The following is a 17,179-nucleotide window of genomic DNA, read 5'->3' as shown; positions in this document are numbered from 1 at the left end:
CCGGCTAGTGGTTCCCCTTGCCGGGCCCACAGGGGACTTGCACCCCCAAGTCATCCGGCCAGCACCACCTGTACCGGAACAGCGCCCGTCAAGGCGCTACGCGCCATGCCTGGCGCACTACAAAAAAGGCCCGCAGTGCGGGCCTTTCTGTAAGTTTCACCGAATCGGGGAAACTTAGATCTTGCCAACCAGGTCCAGAGACGGAGCCAGAGTTTCTTCGCCTTCTTTCCACTTGGCCGGGCAAACTTCGCCAGGATGGTTGCGAACGTACTGGGCAGCTTTAACCTTGCGCAGCAGGTCGTCTGCGTCACGGCCGATGCCTTCGGCAGTGATTTCAACAGCCTGGATGATACCGTCCGGATCGATCAGGAAGGTAGCGCGGTCTGCCAGGCCCTGGCCTTCACGCATAACACCGAAGTTGTTGGTGATGGTGCCAGTCTGGTCGCCAACCATGTAGTAGTTGATCTTGCCGATGGTCTCGGAAGTGTCGTGCCATGCTTTGTGGGTGAAGTGAGTATCAGTAGATACAGAGAACACTTCTACACCCAGCTTCTGCAGCTCTTCGTACTTGTCAGCCACGTCGCCCAGCTCGGTCGGGCACACGAAGGTGAAGTCGGCCGGGTAGAAGAAGAAGATGGCCCACTTGCCTTTAACGTCGGCTTCAGAAATTTCTACGAACTCGCCCTGCTTGAATGCGGTGGCGTTGAACGGTTTGATTTCGCTGTTAACGATACCCATCTCAGAATAACTCCTGTCGGTTCATTTAACTGATGGTTTGGAAACGATGCACAAGATACGGGTTTGACCATCTGAGTGAAAATTGATTATTTCCAATCTCAGCATAGGCACAGCCTATATACAGCCATCAACTTCGGCTAAACATGGCGGCCAAAAGCCTTCCGGGCCTTCAGCCACCTGCCATTGATATGGGGCCTTAACCTGCAAGTTCAATCTTGCGGAAGTCCAGAATATTTTCTTTTGGTGACGTTTGAATGGCAGCCACCTCTGAACGTTTCCTAAGCAGGATATAACCAAAGCAGCCGAAGTAGAGCGCAATGACCAGCGCACCCACCCACTGAATCCGCAGGAAATCCAGCTTGAACAACATGGTCAGCCCGACCATGGCCACCAGGTTGAAGAGCACATAATTCACCCGCCCCAGGCGTTGCGCCGTCAGGTTCAGGTTATCGGTGTAGAGCCGGATCAGGGAATCCAGGGAGTTGATGACCATCAACACGCCCACCGAGATCATGGCGATGTTGGTGAAGGCGGCAATCTTCAGCCCCTCCGCGTGATAGTAATAGAGCACGCTGAACCACACGCCAATGGCAACGGACGGCACAACCAGCATGGCAATCAGCAGCTGCCAGGTTTTGATACCACTCACGAAACGCGCGGTGAACTGACCAATCATGATGCTCCAGGCAAACCACCAGAACAGATAAAACTCGTGGTAGTCGTTGATGGGCAGGACAAAGTGATGGATGTTGGCAAAGTACTCACCGAGCATGCCGGCGGTGCCAAAGAAATCTGCCGGCGAGCCTTTACCCAGAACAAATGCCCGGAACCACATACCCGCAATCAGGGTAATGAACAGCACACTGGAACCAACACTCAGAATGCGGATGTATTTGACCTTGGAGCTGGAATACACCGCCAGCGCAATGGACAGGAACACGATGATGTAGAACGCCGGCACCACCGATTCACCATCACCCAGTTGCGGCAGATACCAGGGCAGATTCACCAGCAGCAGGTAAGCGGTGAACGCGCAGGTGCCGATAATCACCACGTTGTTGACCAGCTTCACCATCGGAATCTCGAAGAACTTCACCCGCGGCTCAATGATGGCAAAGTAGAAGCAGGTCAGGAAATAGAAGCCCCAGATCAGGAAGGCCCAGAACCCGAACTCAATGGCCAGCGGGTTGGCAAAGGCGTATTCCGGGTTTTCAGAGACATTGCCGTAACCACCGAACTCGGTGAGCGGGAACATGATCAGCCCCACATCCAGACCGGAGGTGAACAGGATGGCAATGAAGGTCAGCGTGCGAACCGGCGTAACGCCGATGCACTGCATGTCCCACCACCGATACAGAATCAGGGCTATGGCGGCGAAGGTAAAGATCAGGCCTGTGGATAACCAGAGTGTCATGCGATCTCCCTCCGGTTGTTCCTTGTCATTGTAGTGCACAGCATGGGTGTTCCTCCTCTACTTTGTAAGCGCTGCTTCTTTCGAATCGGACACAAACCCAGGACTTGCCTATCAGTCGCCCGAAAACGGCGGGATGCCGTCGCGCTGATAGGGAAATCCTGAGGGCTTGCTACCCGGGCACCTTGCGTACCCGGGCCGGGACTGCGGTCGCTAGGCCAGCGACCGTTTCGCTTGTCCCGGACGTTGGCGCGCCTGCCATTGGTCATCCATGAAGACCGGCGCGTCCGAAGGTTGCAGGGGCTCCCTGCCCCGGATAAGGTCGGCTGCCCGCTCGGCCACCATGATGGTGGGCGCGTTCAGGTTGCCATTGGGTATGGTCGGGAAGATGGACGAATCCACCACCCGCAGATTCTGGATACCGCGCACGCGGGTTTCCGGGTCTACCACCGCCAGCGCATCAGTGCCCATCTTGCAGGAACAGGACGGGTGATAAGCGCTCTCCACCGCCTGGCGCACGAAGGCATCGATCTGCTCATCGCTCTGCACATCCACACCGGGCTGGATTTCTGCTCCGCGGTACTCGTCCATGGCCGGCTGGTTGATGATCTCCCGGGTCAGGCGCACGCAGTCGCGGAAGCCTTCGCGGTCGGCCTCGTGTTCCAGGTAGTTGAAACGGATGCGCGGGGCCTGTTTGGGGTCGGCAGACTGCACATGCACAAAACCCCGGCTCTTCGGCTTGTTATGACCAATGTGGAGCTGGAAACCGTCGCCATCAAAGGCTTCGCGGCCGTCGTAGCGCATGGCCGCCGGCAGGAAATGGTATTGCAGGTCCGGCCATTCAACGCCGGCCTTGGAGCGGATAAAACCACAGGACTCGAAATGGTTGGTGGCCCCCAGGCCATCCTTGCGCAGAATCCAGCGCACCCCGATCTTGAGCTTGTTCCACCAGTCCAGTTTGCCATTCAGGGAGACCGGCTTCTGGCAGCGGAACTGGAAGTAGAACTCCAGGTGATCCTGCAGGTTCTCACCCACGCCCGGCAGCTCATGCTTCACCTCAATACCGGCCTGCTCCAGCACTTCGCGCTTGCCAATACCCGAAAGCTGCAACAAATGTGGCGAGCCAATAGAACCGGCCGACAGAATCACTTCCTTGGCGGCTTTGGCCTCATGCACCTGGCCGCCCTGCTCATAGCGCACGCCGGTGGCGGTTTTGCCCTCCAGAAGGACCTTATGCACCAGGGCATGGGTGACCACCGTCAGATTCGGCCGCGCCATGGCCGGGCGAAGGTAGGCGTTGGCGGTGGACCAGCGGCGACCGTTCTTCACGGTCATGTGCATGGCGCCAAAACCTTCCTGGCGGGCACCGTTGTAATCATCGGTCTCCAGATAACCGGCATCGACGCCGGCCCGGATGAACGCTGTATACAGCGGGTTGCGCATGTTATTGCCGTTGTTCACACCCAGGGGGCCGGAATTCCCCCGGTAGGCATCGCCGCCGAAGGCCCAGGTTTCCGCCTTCTTGAAATAGGGCAGCACGTTACGGTAGTTCCAGCCGTCGGCACCTTCAGACTGCCACTCGTCGAAATCCCGGGCATGGCCACGGACATACACCATGCCATTGATGGATGACGAACCACCCAGCACCTTGCCCCGGGGGCAATGCATGCGGCGATTGTCCAGATACGGCTCCGGCTCGGTCTCGAACTGCCAGGCGTACTTTTTGGTGTTCATGGGAATGGATAGCGCGGTGGGCATCTGGATGAAGATGCTCTTGTCACTGCCACCGGTTTCCAGCAGCAGCACCCGGTTTTCACTGTCCTCGGTCAGACGGTTAGCCAGCACACAACCGGCTGAGCCCGCACCCACAATGATGTAGTCGTATTGGTTTTCTTTCATACGCGTTCTCCTCTGTGGCCTGCAGGGTTAAAACGGGGCGTCGATGTCTTCCATGCCCACATACACCGACTTGATCCGGGTGTAGTGCGCAATGGTCTCGCGCCCGTTCTCACGACCGATACCGGAGAGTTTGTAGCCACCCACCGGCATTTCCGCCGGGGAGGCACCGTAGCTGTTGATCCAGCAGATGCCGGCCTGGATCTGGTGAATCACCCGGTGTGCCCGGCGGATATCATTGGTGAACACACCCGCGGCAAGTCCGGTATCGGTATTGTTGGCACGGGCAATCACCTCGTCTTCGTCGCGGAAGGTGAGCACAGACATCACCGGCCCGAAGATCTCTTCCTTCACGATGGTCATGTCGTCGGTGCAGTCGGTGAAAATGGTCGGTTCCACGAAATAGCCGCCCTGAGAATCCTCCGGCTCAAAGGCCCGTCCGCCGTGGCTGAGCGTGGCGCCTTCGGCCAGCCCTTTGCTGATGTAACCCAACACCAGTTCCTGATGCTTTTTGGAGATCAGCGCGCCGAAGTTGGTGTCCGGGTTCATCGGGTCACCGGCCTTGATGTTCTTGCGTGTGCGCTCCAGCAGGCGCTCGATAAAGCGCGGGTAGAGGTCCTCGTGCACAAACACCCGGGTACCGTTGGTGCAGATCTCGCCTTGGGTGTAGAAATTACCCACCATGGCGGCGGAGATGGCGTTCTCCAGGTCCGCGTCGTCGAAAATGATCAGCGGCGACTTGCCACCCAGTTCCATGGTCACGTCTTTCAGCGACGACGCGGCGGCGGCCATCACCTTCTTGCCGGTGCCCACCTCGCCGGTGAACGACACCTTGGCAATCTCCGGGTGATGGGTCAGCCACTGGCCCACTTCGGCAGCGCCCTGCACCACGTTGAACACGCCCGCCGGCACACCGGCTTCGATAAAGATTTCCGCCAGCTTCACTGCGCCCATGGGGGTTTCTTCGGATGGCTTGAAGATCATGGCGTTGCCGCAGGCCAGGGCCGGGGCCGACTTCCAGCAGGCGATCTGGATCGGATAGTTCCAGGCGCCGATACCGGCGCAGATGCCCAGCGGCTCCCGGCGGGTGTAGTAGAAATCGCCACCCAGATCCTGCTGGTTACCTTCGATGGACGGCGCCAGGCCGGCAAAGAACTCAATGGCATCGGCGCCGGTCACCACATCCACAGCTTCCGCTTCCTGCCAAGGTTTACCGGTGTCACGCACTTCCACTGCCGCCAGCTCGTCGTTGCGCTCGCGGAGCAAGGCCACCGCTTTCAGCAGAATACGGCTGCGCTCAATGGCCGGTGTGGCGGCCCACTGGGCAAAACCGGCGCGGGCGCTCTCGATGGCGGCCTGTTGCACAGACTCATCCGCCACTTCCACTTCATAGATCACCTGGCCCGTGGCCGGATTCACCACCGGGAAGGTCTCGCCGGTGCTGTTGGCCAGAAACCGGCCGTGGACAAAATTCTGAACCACAGGAAGAGATGCAGACATAGCGCGTTGGTAACCTCTGTTCGGTGTCTTCAGGCCTTGTGGGCCATGGAATTCAAATTGGCTCAGACGCCAGCCCGGGCCAGTGTCTCGTGGACAAACTGCTTGCACAGCCGCTCGCCGGCTTCAAAGCTCTCGGCCGGGTCCAGGCTCAGGGCGCTGCGCAACCAGAACCCGTCGATCATCGCCGCCGTTTGCCGGGCCGCGGCTGTCGCCTCGGCCTGCGGCAGCACTTGCGCGAAGGAATAACGCAGGTTGCTGTACAGCCGGGCGTTGTTGATCTGCTGCAAACGCTTCAGCCCTGGCTCGTGCATCGAGCGGGCCCAGAAGCTGAGCCAGGTTTTCGCCGCCAGCGCCGAACGCTGGAACTCGGAAAAGTTGGACTCGATGATGCAGTCCAGCCGCTGAGCCGGGGAGCGATCAGTTTTCGCCATGCGCTCCCGCAGCTCCTTGCCTAACTGGTCCAGCAGGTAGCGCAAGGCGGCCTCAATCAGCCCCTGCTTGCCCCCGAAATAGTGGCTGATGATGCCGGACGACATTCCCGCCCGCTTGCTGATGCTCACGATCGTGGTGTTCTGCATCCCCAGTTCAGCGATGGACTCCATGGTGGCGTCGATCAGTTGCTGGCGGCGGGTGTCTTTCATTCCGACTTTCGGCATGGGCTTTCCATCCAATCTTTATTAATTGAACGTTCAATTAAATTAAAGGCTACAGAAACGTGACAGGGATTTCAAATTTGATCAGAAAACCACCACATCACCTCATTACACTGGATGCGTCTTCCACCAAAGGTTGCTGGTAACCGCCGGCCAGTCAGGACACAATCGGGACAACCGCGAACAACAAGGAGCCACTATGAGTACCCTGCCCCAACTCACCGATGCCCTGCTGACTCTGGAAAACCGAGTGGCCACGCTCACCATGAACCGCCACGACCTGCGCAACGCGCTCACCGGCTCCCATCTGATCGACGATATTGTTGCCACCGCCGAGTGGGTGAACAGCTGCGAGGAGGTATCCGTGCTGGTGATCACCGGTGCAGGCTCGGCCTTCAGTGCCGGGGGTAATATTCGCGATATGGCGGAACGGGGCGGGGACTTCGCAGGCGACCCGGCGGAATGCGCCGAGCGCTACCGAAAGGGCATCCAGCGCATCCCCCTGGCACTGGACGCCGTGGAAGTGCCGGTGATTGCGGCGGTGAACGGCCCGGCCATCGGCGCAGGATTTGATCTGGCCAACATGGCGGATCTTCGCCTGGCCGCAGACAACGCGAAGTTTGGCGAAACCTTCCTGAACCTGGGCATCATTCCCGGTGACGGCGGGGCCTGGTTCCTTCAACGCCTGATCGGCTACCAGAAAGCGTTTGAGCTGACGCTTACCGGCCGCGTGATCGACGCCAACGAAGCCAAACAGCTTGGTATCGTGATGGACGTGGTGCCTGCCGATCAGCTAATGGACGCGGCCATGACACTTGCCCGCAGTATCGCCCAGCAGCCCGCCAAGGCCACCCGGCTGACCAAGCGCCTGATGAAAATGGCCCAACGCACGGAACTGCGGGATTTCCTGGATATCTGCGCCTGCTTCCAGGGCATGAGCCACAATGAGCCGGAACATCTGGAAGCGGTGAACCGCATGCTGGATACCTTGGCCCGAAAGCAATGAGGCAAACGCCCAGCCACGTTAATTACTTAGAAACCTGACACATTTTGCTGCATTAAAACCCACAACAACGGCTTTTCTCGCCCGCCAGCATTGCTAGACTGACAGAGTTAAGAAAACAACAAACAGTCTCGGGTTGACGAGCAAGGTCGGCTTTCGGTGAACCTGCTACACACGTGTCGCATTCTCCTGTTGTTGCTGCTTTTGTGCAGCCAGGCCGCCTTTGCCCGTTCAGCCACCGTCGTCATCGGAGCAGACCAACCTATCGCCAGCCAGTTCCAGTACTGGGAAGACAGCGATGGCCTCGCATCTCTGCAGGACGTGCTCTCACTGCCGGCCGGCGACTAGCAACACCAGCCCGACGGCAAAGCTACCCTTGGCATTACGTCATCGGCCTAATGGCTGCGCGTGCCCACAGAGAACGCCACATCGGCCGGGCTCAACCTGGTGGCCGAACTCGGCTACTCCCAGTTGGATGATGTCCGCTTCTACCTGCTGGACGGCTCGACGGTTCTGCGAACACTGGAAACCGGCGATGGCCAGCACCAGAATACCGCCCCAGACCACCAGCCCCTTCAGTAAAACCGTCATCATTATCCGCCGTCCTTCCACCCGATAGCCTGCGTCAAGTCGCCTTCGGTAAACCGGAGAACTCCGGCACATCGCCCAGCGCACGATCCCAGGCTGCCCGGCTCGACGTGAAAAGATGCGCGGTAGGCACCCGGGAGAGCTCCGAGTCCAGACACCCGGCGGGCACGACCAGCAAACCCGGAATATGGGTGTTGGGCACTGCCGAACCACAGGTCCGGCAAAAACACTTTTGGTGCCGGGTGCCCGGGAGCGTATAGGAGGCCACAGCCTCCTCACCCGCCAGCCAGACCAGCCGGGCCGACTGGGAGAACAGGTTTGCCGCATGGGCAGACCCGGTGTCCTTCTGGCAATATCGGCAATGACACAGGTAAAAGCTGTCGAAGTCTCCGTGCACCTCGAACTTCACGGCGCCACACAGGCAAGAGCCAACATAATCCGTCATCGCATTCCCTCCCTTCAGTATTCAAGGTATCAACCTGTGTTCGCGTGCATGCAAAGCTTCGGCAAAGGCACCACCAACAGGCTGCATGGCGCAGGCTTAACGGCTACAATGGGCCTCAGTGGAGCGCAGGCGCTGCTGCCATTTTTTACAGGAAAGCCCATGGCTATTCAGCTTGATTTTCGCACCCTGAGCCTGACATTGATGTTGTTCAGCCTGGTGTTCGGTCTTGGTATGTTTGCCTACTCAAGAGAGCATGCCAAGTTCTCTGGAATCCGGACCATGGGCGCAGGTTATCTTCTGATCGGCGGCGGCTGCGTGCTGCTCGGCCTGCGCCATGTAATCTACGATTTCCTGTCCATCGTGATTGCCAATATCGCAATCATTATGGGCGTTGTGCTGATTTACCGGGGACTGTTTCATTTCCTGGGTATCACACTGCGCCATGAGCGCTGGCTGAGCACCACACTGGTGGTCCTGCTTGCTGCTTTACTGTATTTCTATACCTTTCATATTCCAGATATAAATATCCGTATACAGACCTTCTCTATGGTCTGTGCAGCGATCTGCCTGATCGGTGCCAGCGGACTGCTGAAACACCGGGACATCCGCAACCGCATGGTCGCCAAAATGCTCATCGCCATGTTTTTGCTGATGAGTAGCTTGTTTATTTTCCGCTTTTTCTGGTCGTTCTACGCCATACCGCCTCAAGATTTCATGAGGGCTGGGTTGCTCAGCGCCTTGACGATCATTGCCGGAGAACTACTGGTTATTCTGTCATCCTTCTGCACGATGTGGATGGCGTCCGATGAGTTGCAGGATGAACTCTCCGAAATCGCCAGGATTGATCCTTTAACGGGGCTCTACAACAGGCGGGCATTCGACGAATGTTGTGACATTGAGTTCAGCCGAGCGCAGCGTTCAGGTGCGCCCTTCGCCATTATCATGTGCGACCTGGACCACTTCAAAAACGTGAATGACGAGTACGGCCATCATGTAGGCGATGAGGTATTGAGGCGCTTTGCCAATACGCTCAAAGAGCACATACGAAAGCATGACGTGGTGGCGCGTTTCGGGGGCGAAGAATTTGTTCTGCTGTTGCCTGGTAAAGACACCGAGCAGGGATTAGAGGTGGCGGAGAAACTCAGAGCCAAAACGGCAGGCACCCAGATCACGATTGGCGATGATGTCTGTTTAACGCTCTCGGCCAGTTTCGGAGTGGCTCACTACGATTCCAGTGACCGCGAGTGGAGTGCCGTGCTGCACCGTGCGGACAACGCGCTGTACGCTGCCAAAAAACAGGGGCGTAACTGCGTTGTTGATCTGGCAACGAAAAACCCAGGCGAGGAATGCCTTTCGCGAACACCCTCCATCATTCGTATTTAACGGGACTTCCGGGCAATAAGGAAAAAGGCATCTCTGCTGCCCAAGCCCGACAGGCTTGCCATCATGGTGACCAGTACGGCATCCCGTAGCATCGAATAAAAAGCTGTGGTCAGGTCAACCGCGTTGGGAAACGGCTCCGCTTACGCTACTGGCTATCAATTCTACGAGTGTAGATCGTCCTGGTTCCAAAAACGGATTTCCGGTTCGCGATTAGAAACGGGACAGTGGGGATCGCAGACAGGAGTATGAAAGTGCAAAAATCGTTGATGTAGGAGTTTGAACTCACCGGAATCTGAACCACTTCTCCAATGACCACCAAAAACACCAAAATCATGGCCAGATAATAGACCGGGCCGAACCGTAGATGAAGGATGTCGTCCGACTCACCTGCCTCACTCAAATTGGCGCTGCAAAAAGGACAGAGAAAACCTTTCCGAAAACCCTGATCACCGCCATCAACAGCCTCTCTTGTAGGGAAGGAACGTTCACAGGAGACACAGAGATATTGCTCTTTCACAGCTCACCATCCTCATGGTTGGCCCCAACTCACCAGATCTTGCAAGATGGCTATGCCTTTGGACCAGCCTTCGTGATGGTGCCTTGGGCAACCGCAACGATACGCTCTCCGTCATCGCCAACCGCAACCACATTGCACTGACAAACCGCCTGGTTCCTTCCTGACGAGAGAACGGTGGCTTTGGCCACCAGTTTTCTGCCGATGGCAGGGCGCAAATAATTGATCTTGAATTCGGAGGTAACCGAATCGCCCAGTACCGAGCCGCCTGCATAGGTCAGTGCGTTGTCTGCCAGATAACTGAGAACACCACCGTGGACGAAACCATGCTGCTGCTTCAGCTCCTCGCGCACCTCAAGCGTGAGAACCGCAGTACCCGGTTCAAACACTTCAAGCTCAGTGCCAAGCAACACGCTGAATGGCTGACTCTCCAATATGCCTTTACCAAATTCGAACAACTCCCTCACGGATTGCACCTTTTGTCGATATAACGCCGATGATAACCGCCCGGTTGGACGGACTTGGGGCCGGGAACGGGTTAAATGCCGTAGTCGCGCTCAACCCTCGCAATACGAACCCGAAAGCTGGAGTACCATGTTTGGTGACCAAGTCTCTGAGCTTCTCGATGCTCTGCGTTCTTTTTCCAATTGGTGATGGACTCCAGGCTCTCCCAGTAGGAAACGGTGATGCCTAATTCCTCACGCACCGATTCCATTCCCAGGAACCCTGGCTGGCTTGCAGCCAACTCAACCATCCGGTCTGCCATTGCCTCGTAGCCATTGTCGCCCTCGGTGCGATGGCTACTGAAAATGACCGCGTAATACGGCGGATCAGGGGTTTTTGCTATATCCGACATAGATCCCTCTGGCATTTAACGCCAGCCGGTTACGCCGGGCGTTGGAGCATCAGCGGACAAGCGCATCCGAGTTGACGTCACAGTCAGGCTCTTATTCATGAAGCCATGGCGCATAACTCAGACCAATCAACACACCCTCGGGGCTCATAAACCGTGCCACGGTTTGCCCCCAGGGTTCAGTGCGGGTTTCATGAACGAACTCCTGCCCCCTTTCCTTCATCTCTTGCACTGCCGCCTCTACAGCCGCTGCATCCGCCAACTCAAATTCGATGGTCGCCGTCGGCTCAGGAATATGGTCGGGCCATTCCTCCTGGCCAAAACAAGAGTTGGCTGCCATCGAAAGGGGCCATACTCCAAAATGATTCGCTCCGGGGAACTTATCCATGAAGCGATAGTCGTCCATCTTCTCCAGCGGCAGGCCCAGCGCATCTTCATACAGAGACGCACTTGCCGCAGGGTCTTTGGTTATGGACGCAAAACCTGAGATACATTTGATTTCCATACAATCCCTCCGTGGTTTATGGAGTGCCTTGTTGTTAAGGGCTTTTCTGGGCAGTGGACTTGGACTTACCCCGATGCGTGTCCAATATATCAGGGGAAGTTCACAAACCGAGTTTAAAACACAACCTGCAGAGGGCAGATAACGGGCAAAAACGCCCACACAGCCGCCGAATGTAGAGCTGCAGTCTCAAACCGCTTCGAAATCAAATGGCGCTGCTTGACCGCAGTGGGAGTCCATGTAGCCAATATTCAGTGGTAGCGAAGCGGAGAAAAGGCCGTCCGGTGGGGCCCCGTCAGGGCCGGAACGAACTGCCATTGTTAGGTTGCATTACTCGCACCAAACTGAGCAAGATTCTTTCCTGTTCAGGTTAAATAACTCAGCACTGGCGCATGCCCCAAGTGCGCTGCCTTCAATGAAGATCACTGACTCTCCTTGCTCCCACCCTAGACAATAGGTTTGAGCTTCAAATTTTTCACCATTGATAACAAATAATTCATCGTTATAGGCATACTCAATTAAATACACATCTTGGGCTTGGCTTTGCGGAGCTGATGAACCTTGTGTAAGTGTTACACCACTTTTTACAAGAGCTAGCTGTCCTTTTTCTGTAACAGCAAGAACTTGTGCATCTTTCAGCGTTGCGATAGAACCAGCAAACTCACCTTTTTCGGCTTCGAAAATTGCATCTGTTTCTGGCGGAGAATAAAACACTCTGTCTCCTGAAGAGGAGAAAAAGTTGATTAAACCTTCGTCACCCCAAACGTAATAGCCAATATAAAAGTAGCTTCCATCTTTTTTCATAAGCAGCCTTTGGTTACCAGACTTGCTATTACTGTATTTTGCAGGGCTATTTTCATATTTAGAGCTTGAGTTTGAGTACTTTGATCCAGAGTTGCTGTATTTACTGATCGAGTTGCTGTATTTACTCGAAGAGTTCGAATATTTCGAGGGCGAAAGAGCATATGGAAGGTCAGACTCCTTTGCCAGAATGACCTCTAAGTCGGCTAAAACTGACGATGATAAAGCAATAAACATCCCTGCAATTATGTATTTCATATTGTTCACGCTCGATGCTCCATTTTGCTACCTAACGCCTGCAGCATGCGCGCCCATGAAATGCAGCCGAAGGCGCAAAGTAATGGGTGTCGCCGTGCCTGCAATGGTTATGCTTTATTGATCCACAATACCATGTTCAAAAAGATACTCTCTCCCTTCCGGGGTAAGTCTTATTCGAGAAGGGAAGTTCCGAACTGTAGCCAGCAGGCCTGCTTGTTTAGCTTCCAATAAGTACTTCTCTGAGGTAATTCTATGCATACTCAACTCACTGAGAAAGTTGTGAAAATGGATATAAGAAGCCGACGTCTTGTTATAGCAGCGCGCAACAGCTTTCATGACCTCTTTTATCCCATCAGAACTCCTATCCGGGGCAGAGTTCTCCATTGGCTTAAAAGGATTCGAGCCTATCTCAGGTTTTTCAAACAGGGGTGCGTCAAGCAAGTGCCGCAATAATTCATCAAGGCTAAACTCAAGTTCATCATCATTAGAAAAATTTACAAACAGCTTCGTGCGCAGAAAAGTTGGAGTGTTGTGCGTGCCAGCTGGCTGCCGAATAATCGGTATGACTTTTGCGCTATCAATTTTTGAGAGTAGGTTTGAGGTCAAGATCATTTTCTCGTACCCAACTCCACCTTCTCCAGCATTAGCCTTTTCCACATAGCGGTTTGAGCAGATCATCAGGACATATTGTGCTGACTCCAGCTGTGTTTCCATAAAATGAGGAAGGTCGTCTCCTGGCTTCAGATCCCATTGATCAAGAACTGCATCAATACCTCGATTCCGCAAAGTAGTCGCAAAATCTAGTACCCATCTCTTATGTTCAGCGGAGTCATGAGAATAGGAAACAAATACTCTCGGTGGATTCATTGCAAAACCTCAAGAACACCCATTGACTGCGATCCAGTTAAGTTTTCGGGCATAAAAGCTAATTATACGAACCCGTTCGTATAACACGCATTCGTATAACTCCAAAGCTCGAAGCCCATCTCAAACCCCAGCTTCACCAATAAAATCAGCAGATTACCTGAAGCCACCACGGCTACCGCCGGAGTTATACGCCCGTGTTCGAGCCACCCCTGCTCCATGTTGGGGGCGTATAACTCCCCCCGCCCTGCTTTTCCTTTTCAAACTTATCAGAAGGTTAGCAACAATTTCCGGAGCCTGCCCGGGGTTTTGCGAACGCGTTCGTATAACTCCGACTTTTTAAGCCGGTTTTTGCTGTAACGCGCGGCCCAGGGAATGGAAGTAGGTTCGGAAGGCGGCGTTTATCCGGTCCCGCTGTTCGCCCTGTGGGTAAAGCCCCAGGCGGGCTTCTTCACTCTCTTTGGTGCCCTTCACCAAAAAGGCGTTCTTCACTGCAGCGTCCTGGATGAAGGCTTCGAAGGCTCGGGCACAGAGTTCTTCTGGCTGGCTGTAGTAGTGCATGCCGGCGGCTTTGTCGGCTTTTGCGGAGTTCCGGAACAGAGGGCTGGGGTTCTGGCCGGTGTCGTCCAGCAGGATGGCCTGGTAACAGGCTTGCAGGCGCTGGTTCAGCGGGTGCTGGATGGCGTCCTGGCGGGTGAGCCATTGGCGGGAGGCGAACTGGCCCCGGGGTATATTGGGGAACAGTTTGTCGCCGATGTAGTGGTCGAAGGCATGAAACCATTCGTGGGCGATGCTGCCGGGGCCGGCGTTTTTGGCCAGGGCGAAGCTGCGGGTGGCGGGGGTGTAATGGGCAGACACCCCGGGGCGGCCGCCAATGCCGTATTGCAAAGCCAAAGTGCCACGCAGGGAGATCAGGCTTTCTGTGCCGCCGAGGATGGTCATCAGGTCGCACAGGGCATCGTAGAACAGGGCGGCACTGCGCTGTTTTTCAGGCTCGGTCACCCAGCGGCCAATCTCGACGGATCGAAACTGGAACCGCCGGCGCACGTCTAAAAAGCTGACCGGCGCCCCGGCGCGGTGGTCGGGGCCGGTTCTGTAGAAGGGTCTGGGCATGGCGGCATTGTACGAAGGCGCGGGCGGCTTGTCTCAGTTCAGGTGCTGCCGTTGGCGGCCTGCACCCGGTTGGCGCATTCGCCGCCGGTTTCCAGGTCCGTCAGGTTGCTGAGTGTTGTGTGGGCAATGCTTTCCAGGGCGTTACGGGTAAAAAACGCCTGGTGGCCGGTGATGACCACATTCGGGAATGTGAGCAAACGGGCGAACACGTCGTCTTTCAGCACGATATTGGAGAGATCTTCGAAGAACAGGTCGCTTTCTTCCTCATACACATCCAGCCCCAGGTAGCCCACCTGGCCGGATTTCAGGCCTTCGATGATGGCGGCGGTATCCACCATGGCGCCCCGGCTGGTGTTGATCAGCATCACGCCTTTTTTCATTTTGGCCACGGCTGCGGCATCAATCAGGTGATGGGTGTCCGGGGTGAGCGGGCAATGCAGGGTCACAATGTCTGCTTCCCGGAACAGTTCGTCCAGGCTCACATATTCCGCGCCCAGCGTTTGCGCCTCCGGGTTGGCGTGTAGGTCGTAACACAGCACGCGGCAGCCGAACCCGCGCATGATGCGCACCACTTCCACACCAATCTGGCCGGTGCCCACCACACCCACGGTGCGGCCCCGCAGATCGAACCCCAGCAGGCCGTCGAGCGCAAAGTTGCCATCACGAATGCGGTGGTAGGCCCGGTGGATCTGCCGGTTCAGGGTGAGGATCAGGGCGGCGGTGTGTTCTGCCACCGCATAAGGGGAATACGCCGGTACCCGCACCACGGCGATGCCCAGGCGTTCGGCGGCTTTCAGGTCGACGTTGTTGAACCCGGCGCAACGCAGGGCCACGGCCCGGGTGCCGCCGGCGGCCAGCTGTTCCAGAACGTTGGCATCCACCTGGTCGTTCACGAACACGCATACGGCGTCGAAGCCTTTGGCCAGTGCCGCAGTGGCCGCATTCAGGCGTGGTTCCAGGAACACCAGCTCATGCTGGTGGCTGGCCTGGTTCGCCTGTGACAGAAACTGTTCGTCGTAGGGTTTGGTGCTGAAAACCGCCACTTTCATGGGATTGGCCTCATCCGGTCTGGGTGGGTACGGGGTTCTTCAAACATAAATCAAATACCCGGCAGCGAGCCACCGCAATTTTGTTCAATACCGGTTAAATGTCTCCGTGCACACTGGGCGCCTCCGTTGGTTCACAGAGTGCTGATGCTATGAGTTTGTCTATTATCCTGCCGATGTCGGCCTTCGCCCTGGTGGCTTCGGTATCGCCGGGGCCGGTCAATCTGGTGTGCCTGAGCAGTGGCACGCGCTACCCGGTGTCTCAGGGCCTGGTGTTTGTCACCGGGGCCACTCTGGGGTTTATCGCGCTGTTTATGGCGGTGGGCCTGGGCCTGAATTCGCTGTTGGAACATGCGCCCGGGTTCGAGCGCTGGTTGAGCTGGGCTGGCGTCGCCTTCCTTCTGTACTTGAGCTACCAGCTAGCCACCGCTGATGGCCATCTCAGTGAGGGTGAGGCACGCCCGGCCCCCGGCTTTGTCACCGGCGCCCTGATGCAGTGGCTGAACCCCAAGGCCTGGCTTGCTTCGGTGGCGGGTATCAGCGCGTTTACCGAGGGCGGCGACAGCACCCTGCTCTGGCTATTTGCGGGGCTGTATCTGCCCATCTGCTGGCTGTCGCTGGCCAGTTGGGTGTATGTCGGGGTCGGGCTTCGCCGGCTGGTGCAGCAGCCGCGAATCCTGCGCGGGTTCAACCGGGTTCTGGCGCTGTTACTTGCCGGAAGTTGCGTGTTCCTGTTGCTGGACTGACGGCTGGCGATACTGGTTCGGGGTGGCCGCCACCACGCGTTTGAAGGTTCTCTGGAAATGCGCCTGGTCGGCAAAGCCGGCGTTGAGGGCCGCGTCGGCAATACTCACGCCACGTTTCAGTTCGCTCTGCCCGTGCTGTATGCGGCGGTTGATCAGGTAGGCGTGGGGCGTTAACCCGTAGCTTTGCCGAAACGCCCGCACCAGATGCCCCGGGCTGTAGCCACTGAGCCGGCACAGGTCGTCCAGCGATACCTCGTCGGTACAGTGGCTGTCCAGGTACTCAGCCACCGCGGCCAGGGTGCCAGAGGGGCGCGGAATGCCCCGGGCCGGCGCTTCCGCCAGGCTCTGCATCAGGTCCAGCAGATACTCGGCAACCCGGCTCTGCTTTTCCAGCAAATCCCGGCCCGGGTCCAGCAGGCAATCGGCCATGGTGCAGTAGTCCTGGTACTGGCGGGGGTCGGTGATCACTGCCGTGTCCAGATCCTGCCAGTTTTCGCTGGGCAATAAGCCCGCTTCAAATCTGAGCCGGGTCAGCCAGGCGGTATCCACATACAGCATCAGATACGCCCAGGGCTGGTTATCAATGGGGTTGCAGGCGTGGGGCCATTCCGGGTTCATCAACACCAGCGTGCCGGCGCTCACGTGGTGCTGGTCGGTGCGGTACAGGAACGTGCTTTCACCGCCGGTGATGGCGCCGATCGACCAGTGCCGGTGGGTGTGCAGGGCATAACAGACCTCGCGCCCATCCTCGACTTTGCGCAGTTCCACATGGGGCATGCGGGCGTCGCGCCAGAAGATGGGTGTGCGAGGGTCGGTCATGGTGGTTGCCTCAAAGCAAATCGGCCAGGCCAGTGCGTATGGCACT

19 protein-coding genes are annotated in these 17,179 nt (G+C 56.8%); 5 read left to right on the top strand and 14 right to left on the bottom strand.

All coding sequences use genetic code 11. The annotated features are described in order from the left end of the window. Nucleotides 1–174 precede the first annotated feature (174 nt). The 5 genes from ahpC to betI form a co-directional block, all read right to left on the bottom strand. Entirely contained in the window at nucleotides 175–738 is a 564-nt protein-coding gene (gene ahpC, locus QPL98_RS18715) for an alkyl hydroperoxide reductase subunit C (protein ID WP_011787240.1), read from the bottom strand. 196 nt (nucleotides 739–934) lie between these two features. Further along, nucleotides 935–2,191 (bottom strand): BCCT family transporter, encoded by a 1,257-nt coding sequence (locus QPL98_RS18710; protein ID WP_228224279.1) that lies wholly within the window; start codon nucleotides 2,189–2,191, stop codon nucleotides 935–937. A 171-nt stretch (nucleotides 2,192–2,362) separates the two neighbouring features. Further along, complete coding sequence (gene betA, locus QPL98_RS18705) at nucleotides 2,363–4,048, bottom strand: choline dehydrogenase (protein ID WP_011787242.1); 1,686 nt, start codon at nucleotides 4,046–4,048, stop codon at nucleotides 2,363–2,365. Nucleotides 4,049–4,075: 27 nt separating this feature from the next. After that, the gene (gene betB / locus QPL98_RS18700) at nucleotides 4,076–5,545 is read right to left on the bottom strand and encodes a betaine-aldehyde dehydrogenase (protein WP_011787243.1); all 1,470 of its coding nucleotides are present in this window, start codon (nucleotides 5,543–5,545) and stop codon (nucleotides 4,076–4,078) included. Between the two features lie 62 nt (nucleotides 5,546–5,607). Then, the gene (gene betI, locus QPL98_RS18695) at nucleotides 5,608–6,201 is read right to left on the bottom strand and encodes a transcriptional regulator BetI (RefSeq protein WP_011787244.1); all 594 of its coding nucleotides are present in this window, start codon (nucleotides 6,199–6,201) and stop codon (nucleotides 5,608–5,610) included. A gap of 196 nt (nucleotides 6,202–6,397) precedes the next feature. On the opposite strand from betI, the gene QPL98_RS18690 reads away from it, so the two are divergent. The 3 genes from QPL98_RS18690 to QPL98_RS18680 all read left to right on the top strand — a co-directional run bounded on the left by QPL98_RS18690 (nucleotide 6,398) and on the right by QPL98_RS18680 (nucleotide 7,783). Next, entirely contained in the window at nucleotides 6,398–7,204 is an 807-nt protein-coding gene (locus QPL98_RS18690; RefSeq protein WP_303293790.1) for an enoyl-CoA hydratase-related protein, read from the top strand. A 156-nt stretch (nucleotides 7,205–7,360) separates the two neighbouring features. Further along, nucleotides 7,361–7,549: a hypothetical protein gene (locus QPL98_RS18685; RefSeq protein ID WP_226538070.1), complete on the top strand. Its 189-nt coding sequence runs from the start codon at nucleotides 7,361–7,363 to the stop codon at nucleotides 7,547–7,549. Nucleotides 7,550–7,609: 60 nt separating this feature from the next. Beyond that, on the top strand, nucleotides 7,610–7,783 hold the full coding sequence (locus QPL98_RS18680; RefSeq protein ID WP_286897033.1) for a 7TM-DISM domain-containing protein: 174 nt from the start codon (nucleotides 7,610–7,612) through the stop codon (nucleotides 7,781–7,783). Nucleotides 7,784–7,826: 43 nt separating this feature from the next. On the opposite strand, the gene QPL98_RS18675 is transcribed toward QPL98_RS18680, so the two are convergent. Continuing rightward, nucleotides 7,827–8,234 (bottom strand): GFA family protein, encoded by a 408-nt coding sequence (locus QPL98_RS18675; protein WP_222447391.1) that lies wholly within the window; start codon nucleotides 8,232–8,234, stop codon nucleotides 7,827–7,829. A gap of 159 nt (nucleotides 8,235–8,393) precedes the next feature. Between QPL98_RS18675 and QPL98_RS18670 the strand changes: the two genes are divergently transcribed. Further along, entirely contained in the window at nucleotides 8,394–9,617 is a 1,224-nt protein-coding gene (locus QPL98_RS18670; protein ID WP_303293789.1) for a GGDEF domain-containing protein, read from the top strand. A 567-nt stretch (nucleotides 9,618–10,184) separates the two neighbouring features. Here the strand turns inward: QPL98_RS18670 and QPL98_RS18665 are convergent. The 7 genes from QPL98_RS18665 to QPL98_RS18635 form a co-directional block, all read right to left on the bottom strand. Beyond that, nucleotides 10,185–10,598, bottom strand: coding sequence for a PaaI family thioesterase (locus tag QPL98_RS18665; protein ID WP_303293788.1), 414 nt, complete (start codon nucleotides 10,596–10,598; stop codon nucleotides 10,185–10,187). A 71-nt stretch (nucleotides 10,599–10,669) separates the two neighbouring features. Next, nucleotides 10,670–10,987 carry an antibiotic biosynthesis monooxygenase gene (locus QPL98_RS18660; RefSeq protein ID WP_303293787.1) on the bottom strand — a complete coding sequence of 106 codons (318 nt, stop codon included), beginning with the start codon at nucleotides 10,985–10,987 and terminating at the stop codon, nucleotides 10,670–10,672. Nucleotides 10,988–11,078: 91 nt separating this feature from the next. Further along, entirely contained in the window at nucleotides 11,079–11,489 is a 411-nt protein-coding gene (locus QPL98_RS18655; RefSeq protein WP_303293786.1) for a VOC family protein, read from the bottom strand. Between the two features lie 327 nt (nucleotides 11,490–11,816). Then, complete coding sequence (locus QPL98_RS18650) at nucleotides 11,817–12,554, bottom strand: hypothetical protein (protein WP_303293785.1); 738 nt, start codon at nucleotides 12,552–12,554, stop codon at nucleotides 11,817–11,819. A gap of 105 nt (nucleotides 12,555–12,659) precedes the next feature. Next, complete coding sequence (locus tag QPL98_RS18645; protein WP_272999160.1) at nucleotides 12,660–13,412, bottom strand: toll/interleukin-1 receptor domain-containing protein; 753 nt, start codon at nucleotides 13,410–13,412, stop codon at nucleotides 12,660–12,662. A 336-nt stretch (nucleotides 13,413–13,748) separates the two neighbouring features. Continuing rightward, nucleotides 13,749–14,522, bottom strand: coding sequence for a CLCA_X family protein (locus tag QPL98_RS18640; RefSeq protein ID WP_272999159.1), 774 nt, complete (start codon nucleotides 14,520–14,522; stop codon nucleotides 13,749–13,751). A 38-nt stretch (nucleotides 14,523–14,560) separates the two neighbouring features. Beyond that, nucleotides 14,561–15,571 (bottom strand): 2-hydroxyacid dehydrogenase, encoded by a 1,011-nt coding sequence (locus QPL98_RS18635; protein WP_303293784.1) that lies wholly within the window; start codon nucleotides 15,569–15,571, stop codon nucleotides 14,561–14,563. 155 nt (nucleotides 15,572–15,726) lie between these two features. Between QPL98_RS18635 and QPL98_RS18630 the strand changes: the two genes are divergently transcribed. Beyond that, the gene (locus QPL98_RS18630) at nucleotides 15,727–16,314 is read left to right on the top strand and encodes a LysE family translocator (protein WP_303293791.1); all 588 of its coding nucleotides are present in this window, start codon (nucleotides 15,727–15,729) and stop codon (nucleotides 16,312–16,314) included. Here QPL98_RS18630 and QPL98_RS18625 read toward each other — a convergent pair. Next, nucleotides 16,276–17,133: an AraC family transcriptional regulator gene (locus QPL98_RS18625; protein ID WP_303293783.1), complete on the bottom strand. Its 858-nt coding sequence runs from the start codon at nucleotides 17,131–17,133 to the stop codon at nucleotides 16,276–16,278. The genes QPL98_RS18630 and QPL98_RS18625 overlap by 39 nt on opposite strands. Nucleotides 17,134–17,179 lie beyond the last annotated feature (46 nt).

Origin of the sequence: Marinobacter sp. ST-43 (assembly GCF_030541085.1) — a bacterium.
In the GTDB taxonomy this organism is placed as follows: Bacteria; Pseudomonadota; Gammaproteobacteria; order Pseudomonadales; family Oleiphilaceae; genus Marinobacter; species Marinobacter nauticus.
Note: the sequence above shows the minus strand (reverse complement) of the source record. Positions and strands in the feature narration are given on the sequence as shown.